The sequence below is a fragment of the Sorangium sp. So ce1014 genome, assembly GCF_051521505.1.
Taxonomy (GTDB): Bacteria; Myxococcota_A; Polyangia; order Polyangiales; family Polyangiaceae; genus Sorangium.
The window spans coordinates 10,520,527-10,533,845 of record NZ_CP150356.1; the positions used below are offsets into that span (position 1 = coordinate 10,520,527).

At 65.8% G+C, this 13,319-nt stretch carries 13 protein-coding genes; 7 read left to right on the forward strand and 6 right to left on the reverse strand.

Going from position 1 to position 13,319, the window contains the following annotated elements; translation table 11 throughout:
• The first annotated feature begins 27 nt into the window (after positions 1-27).
• The 6 genes from WME75_RS39925 (at position 28) to WME75_RS39950 (ending at position 5,443) form a co-directional block, all read left to right on the forward strand.
• Positions 28-1,191, forward strand: coding sequence for a hypothetical protein (locus WME75_RS39925; RefSeq protein WP_437481866.1), 1,164 nt, complete (start codon positions 28-30; stop codon positions 1,189-1,191).
• Positions 1,192-1,392: 201 nt separating this feature from the next.
• Positions 1,393-2,025 (forward strand): hypothetical protein, encoded by a 633-nt coding sequence (locus WME75_RS39930; protein WP_437481867.1) that lies wholly within the window; start codon positions 1,393-1,395, stop codon positions 2,023-2,025.
• A 40-nt stretch (positions 2,026-2,065) separates the two neighbouring features.
• Positions 2,066-2,521, forward strand: a complete 456-nt coding sequence (locus WME75_RS39935; RefSeq protein WP_437481870.1) for a hypothetical protein — start codon at positions 2,066-2,068, stop codon at positions 2,519-2,521.
• 171 nt (positions 2,522-2,692) lie between these two features.
• On the forward strand, positions 2,693-3,760 hold the full coding sequence (locus WME75_RS39940) for a hypothetical protein (RefSeq protein ID WP_437481873.1): 1,068 nt from the start codon (positions 2,693-2,695) through the stop codon (positions 3,758-3,760).
• Positions 3,761-3,860: 100 nt separating this feature from the next.
• Complete coding sequence (locus WME75_RS39945) at positions 3,861-4,004, forward strand: hypothetical protein (RefSeq protein ID WP_437481876.1); 144 nt, start codon at positions 3,861-3,863, stop codon at positions 4,002-4,004.
• Positions 4,001-5,443 carry a hypothetical protein gene (locus tag WME75_RS39950; protein ID WP_437481879.1) on the forward strand — a complete coding sequence of 481 codons (1,443 nt, stop codon included), beginning with the start codon at positions 4,001-4,003 and terminating at the stop codon, positions 5,441-5,443. Before WME75_RS39945 ends, WME75_RS39950 begins: the two co-directional genes overlap by 4 nt.
• Before the next feature lies 1 nt (position 5,444).
• Here WME75_RS39950 and WME75_RS39955 read toward each other — a convergent pair whose 3' ends face one another.
• Positions 5,445-5,675 (reverse strand): hypothetical protein, encoded by a 231-nt coding sequence (locus tag WME75_RS39955; protein WP_437481882.1) that lies wholly within the window; start codon positions 5,673-5,675, stop codon positions 5,445-5,447.
• Between the two features lie 29 nt (positions 5,676-5,704).
• On the opposite strand from WME75_RS39955, the gene WME75_RS39960 reads away from it, so the two are divergent.
• Complete coding sequence (locus WME75_RS39960) at positions 5,705-5,989, forward strand: FmdE family protein (protein WP_437481885.1); 285 nt, start codon at positions 5,705-5,707, stop codon at positions 5,987-5,989.
• A gap of 138 nt (positions 5,990-6,127) precedes the next feature.
• Here WME75_RS39960 and WME75_RS39965 read toward each other — a convergent pair whose 3' ends face one another.
• The 5 genes from WME75_RS39965 to WME75_RS39985 all read right to left on the reverse strand — a co-directional run bounded on the left by WME75_RS39965 (position 6,128) and on the right by WME75_RS39985 (position 13,180).
• On the reverse strand, positions 6,128-7,675 hold the full coding sequence (locus WME75_RS39965; RefSeq protein WP_437481888.1) for a hypothetical protein: 1,548 nt from the start codon (positions 7,673-7,675) through the stop codon (positions 6,128-6,130).
• 38 nt (positions 7,676-7,713) lie between these two features.
• Positions 7,714-9,378, reverse strand: coding sequence for a hypothetical protein (locus WME75_RS39970; RefSeq protein WP_437481891.1), 1,665 nt, complete (start codon positions 9,376-9,378; stop codon positions 7,714-7,716).
• Entirely contained in the window at positions 9,368-10,087 is a 720-nt protein-coding gene (locus WME75_RS39975) for a hypothetical protein (protein ID WP_437481893.1), read from the reverse strand. The genes WME75_RS39970 and WME75_RS39975 overlap by 11 nt, the downstream gene beginning before the upstream one ends.
• 75 nt (positions 10,088-10,162) lie before the next feature.
• A complete protein-coding gene (locus WME75_RS39980) occupies positions 10,163-12,193 on the reverse strand; it encodes a hypothetical protein (RefSeq protein ID WP_437481896.1) in 2,031 nt (676 codons plus the stop codon).
• Positions 12,194-12,271: 78 nt separating this feature from the next.
• On the reverse strand, positions 12,272-13,180 hold the full coding sequence (locus WME75_RS39985; protein ID WP_437481899.1) for an aldo/keto reductase: 909 nt from the start codon (positions 13,178-13,180) through the stop codon (positions 12,272-12,274).
• Positions 13,181-13,319 lie beyond the last annotated feature (139 nt).

Here is a 13,319-nt window from a genome sequence, read left to right on the forward strand (position 1 = left end):
GACGTTGCGCCAATGCACTCGTAGAACATGGAACAACTCACGTTAACGCCTCAGGAAGTGACCGAAGTATCGCTCGTTCAAAGCGATGCCGCCGAGCTAACGCGAGCACTGCAAGGTCCTCGGCAGCACCCTGACGCAGGTATCTTCCCGTACACAACGACCGGGTTGCTCGGGTTGGTCACTGAAGAGAGCTTTCTCTATCTCACTCACAAATCCAGGAACTCAGCGCTTCACATTGCAGAGCCAACGCTTTTCTCGAAGTTCGCGAGCAATGTCACAAAGGCTCGGGCGAGAATGAAGCTCTTCGACGACACTGACGGCAATGCAGATGGCCTTGTAGAGGCTTTGACAGCTGCGCACGCCAGGAGCCGGGAGTGGTTCAACGCGCCGCATAGAGGGGCCTTTCGCTGGTGGATTGGGTACTTACAGCCTGATCTTGGTGTGTACTTCCGAGGAGAGGACCCTGTTGCAACCACGCATACTGCCCTTGTCTCGTTAGGAATGACGCTCGACGAGCTTAAGTCGATCACACCGCCGGAACTCGACGACCTCGGTCAACGGCTGCATGCGTTCGGTCGCGAGGTAGGAGTCTACTTGCGATGCCTTTCGACGCTATTTCAGAAGTTTGGAATGCCAATTGAGCTCCAGCCTGAGTCACTGAATCTCGATGGTTTTCGTCTGAGTCGGAACGACTTCATTGGCACGAAAGTCTACCGGGCTGCCGGAAGCACCTATCGCCTTTCGGAAGAGCGATTCGTTGGAGCTCTACTCATGGCACAGTGTCAGATCAACTGCGCAATCCGCGTCTTGCCTGTCCTGCTGTCTCAGGGTTCAAACCTCCTGTTCCGAATGCAATTTCTTGCCGCTTACCATGCGCAACGCATGCTGACGACGGCTGCCCCTCATCTACTCAGCGAGTTGCCCTCCCTCAACGCGTCCGAGATGGCCGTGCTCGCCTCTCGCGGACTTCGTAATAGCTGCGCGCACTATGGGCTTCGCGGCGCGGAAGTCGCAGCGATCGGTGAGGCTGATCCGTTTTCGAAGTTGATCGAGTGCCACGTGCAGGCCAGCAAGTCGGAAGTGACCACGCTCCTCGAGCGGTGGCTTGTGGGTGCGTCGACCGTAATGCAAACACGGGTGTCAAAGTCGCGACTGAAAGGCGTCCGAGCCTTCTTTGGGGAACACAGCTGACAGAGTGCGCGGGCTAACTCAGGCTTGGATCCGCCGAAGTGCTGTCACGTAAACTGTTGCCTTCTGCCGAGTCAGGAGCGACAATTCGGTTCTTGAGGTTGGTGCTGGCCTTCGCGGCTCAAGCCTCAGCCGTTGGGCGGACGAAAGTGTGTGGGCGATCAGCGCAACCGTATGAAAGGCGCAGGGCGGAGGCATTCTTCGATGACCAAATTTTGGCGTAACTTGGAGTATGGCCAACAGGCGGAACAGCTGGTGGGTGACTGGTTGCGGTTTGAAAAGATCGCTCACCTTCCACTCTTTCAGTTCGGAGCACTCGGGCGCGCGCCCTATCTCTCGGGGTGTCCGGGAGAGCTGCCGTGTCCGGACTTCATTTGCTGGGGACAGGGCGGCCCCTACTTCATCGAGTGCAAGCGAAAGGAAGCGTGGGGTGGGCACGCGAACAGACGCACGATTGGCCTCAAAAGCGCTTTACACAAGAGGTATCTTCAAGTGTCCCAAGTGACACGCGCGCCTGTGTACTACTATTTTGTCATCGAAAAAGTCGGAGTGTTCGGCGGGGAAGTCTCCGCCCTCGATCCGGCTGGCGAGACTTTCGGTGAATATACGAACTTCCCGAGCGACAAGCTTACCGAGGTCATTTCTTCCGAGCACCACCTCTTCGCCTACTGGGACCACGATCCAGAGGAACTCGACGCAGCAGAGTGGAAGCAGCAGGCGAAGGCCATTCTAGGGAACCTCTTCGTTACATACGGTCCGGAATACGCGTCCTCCGTGATGTCGTGGGTCGAGAAGAAGGCAGAGCGTGTCGCTCGAAAGGGACGCGAGCGCCCCTGACACACGCGTGGGGAACGGAGCGTTCGTCGTTGAATGGCATGTGGGTATCAAGATGCGGATGATTTTTCAGAAGAGTGGGACCGAAGGTTGCATTCCGGCGTGCGTGCTTTCGGTTTTGGCGCACCGTCACGTAGCGCATAGGCATACGGAGGAGTCGCTGATTGCGGCGATCAAAAACGGCGTTGGGGAGACCGATTTTACGAGACTCGATGCGGGTGCTCCCGAACTTCATCTCCGCACCAGTAGAATTCCGAGCGGCATGGCTGGGGCCGACAACTTTCTTCGCTCCCGCGATCTGCACGGAACGATGGTGTGCCTCAAGGATCCAGCCAATCACTGCGTGGTTGTCGTCGCGTACGAGCCGAACGATGATGCCCCGTCTGAAGGCAGGGTTGCCTACCTCGACCCCAATCCGGTGCTTGCGGGCAAACTGCAGAGGATTCTGCTAGCGGGATTCGTGGCGCTGCACACAGGCGAGTGGGCTCGATTGCCGTAGACGCCGCCCAACTCCGCGTTGCAGCTCGACGGTCCGGGCAGCCGCGCTTCGCGCGGCAGCCCGGCCCGCGGCTGAACGCGAGATGTTGGGCGGGCCTGTGCAGCGCTGACACGATCGGCGACTTCGTCGCGTCTCAATGTTTCATCTCCACCAAGAAAGACTGCAAAGAACATGGCCTTCAGGTTAGCCCAGTCGCCCCTCAAGCTCAGTCTTGAGGAACGGATCGACCAAGCCGAGACGAACAAGATGCGCTTCTTCGTCAGATCACCACTTGAGCCGAACGACTTGCAGATCGTACACGCGTACTTCCCTCCCGATCAGTGCCCGCCAGCTCTTCCGGATTCACCTGCCCTCTCACCGTGGCCGTGGGGCCTTTCTTCCGATCCGTTCGTTGAAGTATCTACTGCAGTACATGCGATGCGCGCTTCGTACCTTGCTCCTTGCGTCCATCTCAATATGTACGTTGACTGGATGATATTCGACGCGGAGTGCGAAAATGGCATGCATAGTCCCTTCGAGTATGATGAGGGCGAGGAGCGCCCCTCAAACGTTGCTCGGCGCACGTATATGGAGGTTTGCGTTCACGCCATCTTGATCTCGCTAAAATCGGCCCTAGATCGCTTGGTTTCCGTCGTCGCCCACTACATGCCGGGGATCGGACCATACATGACGTGGGGTCGAATTGAGAATGGTAAGTCTTCAGGCTTCATGTCGATCGTCGAACAGGGGCGAGAACGCGACGAATTACTCGCTCATCTCTTCAAAGAATATGAACTATGGATTTCGACCGTCGTTGCACCGCGAGATGAAATTATCCATTATGCGGATCTCCAAACTATTTGGACGTTTCGATCAAGCGTAACGGAGTCCGGCGAGATTGAGCCACACATCACGCCTGTTCACGCTTCGTCTCGCGAGGACGATGCGCCAGCATTCGATCCTAACGGCCTATCTGCTTCTGTAAGAGCGTACTACGCTCTTGCTGATCATACGCTACTGACTCTAGCGAAGCGTCTTCCCCGCTCCATTAAGGCACTTGTGGAACCTCCTCCACCTGGGATCGGAGATGCCATAATGAAGGCGTTCGAAATCGCACCATCACGGCGCGTGGGTGAACTAAGAAAAGCACTGTCCGACGCCATCAGAGGCGGAGAGGTCGAGCCTAATCAGCCCCACGAGGCATACATCGCGTTTTTGCGCCAGAATGCGGCGCGCTTTGGCTTGGCGGAGAAGCCGTGAGAGTCACAACAATGGTCGAGCCTCAGGCAGTTGAAGGAGAGCGACCGTGCGGCCCGTGCGGGAGAGGGCCGTCCAACTCACGCCTGAGGCGTACCGCAACATGCGTGACAACGACCTGAGGAGCAACTGCTCGCTGGAAAAGCCGCCCAACCAGGGCCTGCTGCTGACCGCGCTGCGCGCGGCAGCAGAGGCCCGAGGCGTTGGGCATGTTCACGTTGAATTTCACGTCCAGGCAGAACGATGATGAACGCCGCCTTCACCCGCGCGGAAGGACTCACGCCGTCTGAACAAAATCTGAAGCGCCTGTGCGACCACGCCTTCCTGAGTTTGTGGAGCTACCCCAACGTCCATCGATCTCCCGGAAAAGAACTCTGTGATCTTCTGGTGGTCTTCGAGAAGAGTGTGTTTCTCTTTTCGGTGAAGTCCTGCGCCTTTCCAACCTCGGGGTCCCCACAGCAGAACTGGGAGCGCTGGCGCCGCCGCGCCATCGACAAGTCCATTGAGCAACTCGCCGGCGCGGAACGCTCGCTTCGCGCTGCCCCGGATCGCGTGTTCTTGGACGCGAACTGCACGACGCCCTTTCCGCTCCGGATACCGACGGAGGAAGAGGCTCGGTACTTCCGCGTTGCTGTCGTTCATGGAGCGGCAGACGCATGCCGACAGGCTCTAGGAGGCTCCGGCGGTCTCATGCTATGTCCAGACACCAGCCCCGCAGAGTGCCCAGCATTCGCCATCGGTGACCATCGCAGCGGAAATCACCTTGTGCACGTCATCGATGAGGTTGGACTCGACGTACTCTTGCAAGAGCTAGACACTGTCACCGACCTGCTTTCCTATTTTCGGGCGCGCGAGGAGTTTTTCGAGGCTGGTCGACTGGCATGGTGTCCGACCGAGGCCGACCTCGTTGCGCTATATATGTGGAACCAGGGGGCGGATCAGCCCTTCGCCTTTCCCGAGACAAATGCTGAATCCATCGTCGTTGCGGAAGGGCACTGGGCTGGTCTCCTCGCCAACCCTGCCTATCGCTCGCGTCAACTGAGCAACCGCGCCAGCTATGTATGGGACCAATACATCGAGATATTCTCGGAGCATGTCCGCGCTCGAACTCTGGTCTACGGCAACGATCAAACGGTGCAGCAACACGAGAGAGCTCTTCGTGTGATGGCAGGCGAGTCGCGATTGAGCCGGCGATTGTTGGCCTTGGCCATGCTCGATTTGTACGGTCAAACGGGTTCAGAATCGGAGCACTCGGGCGTGCGAGTGGTGTTGCCATCGCAACGCCCGCACGTCGCCTACGTCTTTTGCCTGCTCTCACCGGGCGCAAAGGGGGAAGACACAAACTACCGTCATTCGCGGATTTGCCGGTTACGCGCATATTGCGAGGTCACGAAGTACCTCCATCCGACCCTCACTGACGTTGTTGGGGTCGCAACCTATGCGCATGGCGCCCAAGGAGCATCTGAGGACTTGTTTCACATCTCGGATCTAAACTGGGATAGCATCGCACTCGAGCGCGCACGCAAGCTCCATGAAGACTACGGCCTCCTGAAAGACACTTTCGATAAAAGACTCCGAACGAACGAATTCCCGATCCCCCTGGGGCAGCAGCACGATGACGCCGTGGAGTCTCGGAAAAACCGCAATCGGCGGAAGCGAGAACGGCGTCTCCGGGCGCGAGGGTAGTCTAGGAAATGCCCAACAAGCGCATGCCGCCGACGCGCGCTTCGCGCGCGCAGCTGAAGCCCAGGGCGTTGCGCAGGCGGAGCGGCGCGGGACGCCGGGGGGCGACCCCCTCGACGTCGCCACGGATCGGGGACATTTCGCCTGCCGCACAGGGATCGAGCCTGCGGAAGACGGTGAGCTGCGCGGCGTTGTTGCTCCTCCCCGCCGTTTCTTCGGTCCATTGCGGCGGCACGGTCGGTCGTCCACCACAGCCCGCGGAGCGTGCAGTTCTCCTGCATCGCGGACGGCGCCGCCGCGGCCACGGGCGCGAGCCTCGGAAAGCTCAACCTCAGCCTCGTCGAGGCGAGCGAGGCCGGCGTCGAGACCACCTGCCGGCGCAGGTCGACCGGACAGGCCATGACCCTCCGCCCGTCGGCCGCCTTCCGCGCGCGCTTCCGGGACGTGCCGAGAGCGCAGCTCGCGGCGGCCGGCCAAGAGGTCCTCTCCTTGCCTGACGGCGAGGTGTTCGAGGAGGTGCCGACGCCTCCCGCCGGCGCGCCCCGCTGACGGGGCGGCCCGGGTGGTGAGGGGAGCTTGAATTGCTCGACCGATCACCCCGATGGCCGCCGCTGCACCCGCGCCTGTGGACGCGCCGGCTTCCGCTGACGCGGTTCGCTGGGCGAGCTACAATCCAGTCCAATCCAGCTATTCAGGAAACCGGCGCGTCTCCACAGCGACGCCGTCCTCGCCCGAGATCATCTTGCCCTGGTCGTCCCAGCTGATGCCGCCCTTGCCGGGCGGCCCCAGCGTGAAGGTGACGCCCAGGGCCGTGAGCCGGTCCTCGTCGAGGTAGGCGATGCCGATCGAGTCGCCGCCGCGCCCCGGGCCGCCGTAGCCGCCCTCGCCGCCGTAGCCCCCGGGGCCCCCGTTGCAGGAATAGGCCGAGCGGTCCTCCAGCACGCCGCCCGGTGCGCCCCGGCCGCCTCGTCCGCCTCGCTGGGGCTCGCCGCCGTCGCCGCCGTCGCCGCCGTTGTACGTCAGGATCTCGCAGTCGCGCACGGTCACCCTGGCGTGCAGCGCGACGATGCCGATGCTCGGGTACCCGTTCCCGCCTCCCCTGCCGCCTCGGCCACCGCAGCCGCCGGCCCCGCCCGAGCCTCCCCCGGCGCCCCCCTTGGACGCCGCGCCGCACACGCCGAGCCCGCCCCTGCGGCCGCCGCCTCCGCCGCCGCCTTGGCCCGGCGTACCCCAGCCGCCGTCGCCGGCCCGGTCCGCCTCCCAGCCGGCCTCGCTGATGCGCCCGATGCCCTGGCCGGGTGCGCCGGCGGTGCCTCGCGCGCCGTAGATCCCGTAGTTGCCGTCCGTGCAGCCCACGTCGGCCACGTCCCCGCTTCCTCGCCGTCCGTAGTTGCTGGGGTTCGGCGTCGGGGTCGGCTCGCCGTCGCGCCCGTCCTCCGCGCCGCCGGGCAATCCGTCACCGCCCTTGCCGCCGACGCTCGGGAGCCCGCCCTCGCACGGGTTCACCACGGCAGCCCCGCCGGCCACGGTCTCCGCCGAGCACGCGTCGCCGCCGTACATCCCATCGGGGCCGTTGGGGGCGTCGCTCGGCCCGGGCAAGTCCTCGCCGTGATACCCCCCCCACCCGGCGGCGGCGCGAAGCCGGCCTCGGAGCATCTCGACCTCGGTGTTCGACTGGACGAGCATGCCAATCGGCTCGGATGAAGTGATGCCCATGTCGACGATCCTCGATATCCCGTCCGCGGCGCCCGTGTCCTCGGCGGTCGCCGGTACGACGGTCAGGGCAATCGCTTGATCGTGGGTGGTCTGAAGCTGGGAGCGGCTCCCTGCCTGACGCCACCACTGGAAGCAATGGAACCCTCCGAGCAGATCGACCCCGGAGGGCAGCACCAGCGGACCGAAGAAGCCATCGGCACAGACGAACACGCGCCCGCGCCCGGTGCGCGCGAGCTCGACAGCGCGCTGGAGCGTGCGCACCGGCTTGTCTTTCGTCGTGCCGGGGTTCGCGTCGTCACCGCCTCCGAATTCGTTGGTCACGAACACGCCGCAGCCGTCCACCAGCTCATCGGCGGCGAGGCGCTCGAGACAGACCGACTCCGGCGGCGCCTCGTCGTGACACGCCGCGGAGCCGTCGCACGGTGCTCCGCCGACGTCGCTCGCGGCCGGTGCGGTACCGCACCCGGCCACGACGAACAGCAGTGCAAGAACCGGACAGGTCGTTCGGATCGTTCTCATGGTCCTCTCTCGGCGCCGCACGGCGCGCACCGCCACGGTCAATTGGGGGGGCCTGGATCAGGCGCATCGAACGGACGGTAGGCCATGCCGTCGCCAGGCTCGCCCCGGCCCCGGTCGTCGTCAGGAGCCGCATTGCCTCCTGGCCCGCCATTGGCGCCGTCTCCGACGCGGACGATCACGCCCGGATCGATGCTCACGAAGGCACCGATGAACGCGACGCCGTAGGACGAGCCCCCGATGCCGCCGCCGGCGTCCCCGCCGCGGCCTCCACGGCCGCCGCCCCCGCCGCCGCACGCGCGCAACATGTCCCGTTCATGGTGAACCCCGCCGGAGCCGCCACCGCGACCGAAGCCCCCCGGTTGGCCCCTCCCGCCGGCGCCCCCCAGACCCCCGTTGCCCGTGGTGATCTCGGTCGCCTCGAGCGTGAGCGCGCTCCCCTGCAACGCGACGATGCCGATGCTCGTGCCGCCGTAGCCGCCCCCGCCGCCTCCCCGACCTCCGCAACCGCCGCTCCCGCCCGATCCGCCGGCCGCGCCACCCTGCGGTCTGCCCGCGCGGCACGCGATCGTCCCGTCTCGCCCTTTGCCGCCGCCCCCGCCGCCTCCCCCTTGGCCGACGCCACCCCTCTTGCCGTTCTCGCCCCGGACGCCGATCCATCCATCGCGGCCGAGGTGGCCCGCGCCCACCGCGCCGGCAGCGCGCCCGCCGTCGGTACCTTCGGTGCCCGGTGCCCCCGGTGTGCACGCGCTGCTGCCCGCGCCAGTCCCGGCGAGGCCTTTGCCTTCCGGATTCTCTGCCGGCTCCGGCTGTCCCGGCTCCCCGTCGCCCCCTGCGTCGAGCCCGCCGTCGCCCCCGTAGCCTCCAATGGACTCGGTTCCATCGTCGCACACGGTCACGGCCGGAAGGGCGCCCGTCGCAGCGTCCGCCGTGCAGGCGTGCGCGCCGTGGTTCCCCGGCGCCCCGTCGGTCGCTCGCTCGCTGAGCGCGTCCTCGCCCGGCTCCCCGTCCTTGCCGTTGCCCGCGACGATCGCGCTGTCCCGCACGATGGCCCTGGTCCCCGCGCTCAAGATCATCGCGATCGACGACTTGCCATCGGGCGCCGAGGCATCCGCCGCCACGGCCTGCACGCCGAAGATCATGGAGGTCGCGTCGTCCCCCGGGATGCTCCGCAGGTCGTCCCCCTCGACGATCCGCAGCGGGATCCCCTCGGGCGGCGCGATGACGGTGGGCTCGTCCGGCCCGTGGAACGACCACGCATACGACCAGTCGCCGTCCTCACAGCGGCGGCCGCCCCAGAGGTCGACTCCGGAAGGCAGCGTGATTTCCTCCTCGAACGACACGCCGCACGCGTACACGCGCCGGGTCGGCGGCTTGCCGTCGCCTCGTCCGTGCGCGGCGAGCCCGATCGCGTGTTGCAAGGTCTTCACCGGCGCGCCCTTCGTGCCAGGGTTCCCGTCGTCGCCTGACGACGCGCTGACGAACACCCCGCACGCGTCCTTCGCCGGGCTCGCCGCAGGATCGCCGTCGCACGGCGACGCCGGCAGCACCGGCGGCTTCTCGCCGGGGAGCGGCTCGCACGTGAACGTCCTCGCGCAGTCGTCGGCGTAGCACCCGGACACGCCCGCGGCCCCCACGGCGCTCAACGCGAGGACCGCGATGTGACGAGCAACCCCCCGGCATCGATCCTGGAGCCTACGACGCACGAGTTCCCCTCCGCCTCGCCTCGCGCCCCGACGGAGGAGCGCCTGCTGGCCCGGGGACCGCCACCGGAACGGCGCGGACGCCCTCGGCGGACGGCGCGGTCCCGCCGAGCGTCACGCAGACGTCCAGCGATGGCTCGACGACACGCATGCGCGGACGGTACGTACGCGAGCCGCACGGCGTCAACGGGGTAGAAATCGCCACAAACCGGCGCTTCGGATGAGAAAAGACAATCCGATGCCGTAAAGCGTTTGTCGGTACCTGGTATCGGAGGCTGTGCGCGCCGTCCTCCGCGAAGGCTTCGCCTTCCTCCTCATCTCCGGTGGACGCGGCGCCGCGGGAGACGGGGAAGGGCCCATAGTCCTTCATCTTGTCGGTACCGGCGTACTCCGCGGCGGCGCGCAGCCTTCGCTCGGCGTGCACGACAAGCGTGTACGCGGCGTCGCGGAGCTTGCGCGAGCGCTGCGCCTCGGGAGAGAGCGTCTTGTCAGCGAGCATGCGCGCGAGCAGCGGCGAGAGCTCGCGGAGGCGGGCCGCCGCGTCGGCCTCGCTGCGAGGCGCCTTTTGAAGGGCCTCCGCGTGCTCGGAGCAGAGCAAGAGGAGGTCGGAGACGTCCTGAACCAGATCCGCGTCGCCGCTGCCCGGGCGGATCGCCATGAGCCGCTTTTGCCCCTCGGGGCTCTTCTTGAAGCGGAGATCGAAGAAGCGCATCGCACGGCAAGCCGATGTCCCTGGCCTGCTCGGCGTCAGGATGCGCTCTACCGACCGGGTACAGGATTTGCCCCGCTACCTCTGCCCGCGACGGCGCCGCGAGAGGGAGAGGCCAAGGAGCGCCGCGGAGAGGAGGGCGACACCGCGGCCCGAGCAGGTTGCCTGACCGACGCTGCACGCGGCGGCGGCCGACGGCTCCTCGTCGGGCGCGCCGGTGCCGGTGTGCGTCGCGGCTCGCGGATCGCGAAATGACGCCGGCGAGGCGTCGGGCTTGTGGAGGAGGTCCCCCGCCCGCGTCCATGGATCCAGGGGCTCGCCCGGGGCGAGCGCGGTGAGCGTGAGGTCGTACCGCTCCTCGTCCTCGGCGTCGACGGGCGCCGCCTCGCCGGGCGACGCGGCGAGATGGAAGGCCGGCGCCTCTGTGCTCGCCACCTTGAACAGCGTGTCACCGAGGGCCACGTACCAGTCCCCATCGAACCAGCGCCCGTGTCCGAGGTCGCTGCCGATCTCCTCCGGGGCGGCCCCAGGCCGCCCGATATAACGCTTCTTGTTGTTGAGGAACATCACCTCGCCGGTATCGCTGATGCCGTCGTGCCCGACGCGCAACTCCTGCTGATCGAACTGGCTCGGCGCCGCGAAATCGCTCAGCTGGTGCTCGTCGCCCGCGGGGGTCCGCAGCCACACCTGGTTGACGGCCCCGTCGCTCTTCAGGTAGGCCGCATACCCTGCGTGCAGCAGCAGCCCTGCAGCATCGCCGGTCCTGGAGTCGCCGAGGAACACCTCCTCGCCATCGGCCGTGTAGAGGTAGCTCGAGCTCACCGGCCCATTCCACCACCGGCCGGCGACGTTCGTCCCGTCGGTGATCGGCCGTTGCACGTAGCCAGGATGGCTCCCGAGGCGGATCTCGCCCGACCCGTGGATCCACGGCTCTTCATACGTGCTGTAGTAGATGCCGCCTGACGCCGCGATGTCCGCCTGGAACTGCGACGCGCTGCCGGGATCGAGCCCCAAGCTCGTCGCGATGCCTGTCGATATCGTGTGCACGAGGGTCTCGTCGTCGTCGTCGTCGGCCCCCGTCCACAGAAACGTATCGCCGTTGACCGCGTCGAGCCGCCCCTTCCTGCGCGTCTGGTCCCACACGCCGTCTTTCCACATGAAAATGTATCCGTACCAAGTTTGCATGACGACGCCGGACGGCGTGAGCACCCCCTGACCGGGCTTGTGCATCCAATCATGGTGGAGCGTGAGCTCCGCGAGCCACGTCACCTGCTGAGTCATGCGATCGACGACGCCGACCTGGAGCCCGTGATCGATGAACAGGACGCGCGTCGCGTCGAAATCGATGATGGCGCCGGGGGTGCGCTGGACGGCGGTGAGCTTCGGGCTCCGCTCGACGTAGGCGCGCGGGAGCGACCAGTCGTAGAGGACGGGCGCCCCGCCGATCGGCGCCCCGCTCCAGGCGGGTCCCACGCCGTCCATGGCTTCGAGCCTGACCGTGAGCACCTCGCCCGACTGAAGCGGCGATGACAGGTGTTGCAGCACGTCCATCCTCCCTGGTACCGACGACGGGACGCCCACCAGCACCTCATCGCGCACCTGGCTCCGGACGCGCGCCTTGAACTGCGTGCAGGAATAGGGAGGGACCCCGACGCACGTCGCAGCGATGCGGGTGTCCCCGGTGAGCGCGCGGTTTGGCCGCGGGCTCGTCACCCAGACGCTGGGCGGCGCGTACTTGTGCACGGTATACTGCCTCGTCCGCGCTTGTCCGAGCTTGTCGTACGCGATGAACGTCAAGGTGTGAGGGCCGTAGGGCACCGTCCTCGTGTCGATCGTTGCGTAGTAACGATGATTGTAGTCGTTGAATGTGAGCGGGGTCGTCACCCCTGCGTATTCCGCCTCGACGAAGGAGACATCTTCGTACGGTATCGCGGCGATGCTGACGTCGATGGTGTTGAGATCGGAGATCGCGCTCTTGTAATCGTTTCTCCAGGTGGTTCGCCCGTAGAACTGGATCTGGTCCAGGACCACCTCTGCCAGCGCGGTCGTGGTCGAGAGGGACATCCACGATGCAACGGCACAGCCGATGAGCGTCCGAGGGGAATGCATGGGGCCTCCATGGGTAGCACGAGGCTCTGATGCAGCCGCGGCTCGCCGCATTCAGGGTACCCGCCACCCCCGCGCCGATCAGATCTTCGCGGTCGTCAGCCAGTGGGGGTTCTTCGTCGTGCCGTCGAACCGCTCCGTGGTCTTGAACGGCTCGTGCTCCCCGCTGGCCCCGAGCGGGGCGGTGCGCGCGAGGATCGCCGAGATGCGCTCCTCGCCGAGCGGCTGGAACGTGTACGCCGCCTTGATCGCCTGCTTGAGGACACCCATCGTGTCGCAGCCGGTGATCACCACCGAGGTCGGCAGGCTCATGGGGTAATGCAGGCAGTCCATCGGCGAGACCACCCCGGTCTTCGCGATCTCCCCGCTGGCGAACGGCTTCATCCCCAGCACCCCGATGCCCTGCTGCGCCAGCGCCGGGAGGACCTTCTTCTCGAAGCTGCGGTAATGGGGATCCAGGACGTTGAGCGGCATCTGCACGGTGTCGAGCGGGACGCCCTGCCGCTCCGCCATCTTCAACATGGCGAGGTGGATGTCCGGGTCCTTGTGGCCCGTGAAGCCGATGAACCGGATCTTGCCGGCCTTCTTCGCGGCCACGAGCGCCTCCATCGCGCCGCCCGGCCCGTAGATCTGCTCGGGATCGCTCATCCGGATGATCTCGTGCATCTGCACGAGATCGATGACGTCGGTGCGCAGCCGCCGGAGCGACTGCTCGAGCTGCGCCTCGGCGGACGCGCGGTCGCGGCCGTCGAGCTTGGTCATCAGGAAGGCCTTCTGCCGATATCCATCCTGGAGCGCCTTGCCCATCCGCTCCTCGCTCTTGCCGTCGTGGTAGTCCCAGCAGTTGTCGAGGAAGTTGACCCCATGGTCGATCGCGAAGCGGACGAGTCGAATGCTCTCCTGCTCGTCCTCCGGGATCGCCATGTGGTAGCCGCCGAGGCCGATGAGGCTGACGTTCACGCCGGTCCGCCCGAGAGGCCTCGTCGGCATCACACCGCCGGCCGGCAGCTCGACGTCCTTCTCCCCGGGCGCCCCGGGCGCAGGCCCCTGAGGCGGCTCCTGGGAGCCCTCACCAGGAGATGTGGCGTTTTGCCCCACCTGCGCGCTTCCTGCGCACGCGCCGAGCGCC

Coding starts and splice junctions, on each gene's coding strand:
- WME75_RS39980 (WP_437481896.1), bottom strand. CDS start 12,193: ATGCATTCCCCTCGGACGCTCATCGGCTGTGCCGTTGCATCGTGGATG.
- WME75_RS39940 (WP_437481873.1), top strand. CDS start 2,693: ATGGCCTTCAGGTTAGCCCAGTCGCCCCTCAAGCTCAGTCTTGAGGAA.
- WME75_RS39925 (WP_437481866.1), top strand. CDS start 28: ATGGAACAACTCACGTTAACGCCTCAGGAAGTGACCGAAGTATCGCTC.
- WME75_RS39930 (WP_437481867.1), top strand. CDS start 1,393: ATGACCAAATTTTGGCGTAACTTGGAGTATGGCCAACAGGCGGAACAG.
- WME75_RS39945 (WP_437481876.1), top strand. CDS start 3,861: ATGCGTGACAACGACCTGAGGAGCAACTGCTCGCTGGAAAAGCCGCCC.
- WME75_RS39985 (WP_437481899.1), bottom strand. CDS start 13,180: ATGCCGACGAGGCCTCTCGGGCGGACCGGCGTGAACGTCAGCCTCATC.
- WME75_RS39950 (WP_437481879.1), top strand. CDS start 4,001: ATGATGAACGCCGCCTTCACCCGCGCGGAAGGACTCACGCCGTCTGAA.
- WME75_RS39965 (WP_437481888.1), bottom strand. CDS start 7,675: ATGAGAACGATCCGAACGACCTGTCCGGTTCTTGCACTGCTGTTCGTC.
- WME75_RS39975 (WP_437481893.1), bottom strand. CDS start 10,087: ATGCGCTTCTTCGATCTCCGCTTCAAGAAGAGCCCCGAGGGGCAAAAG.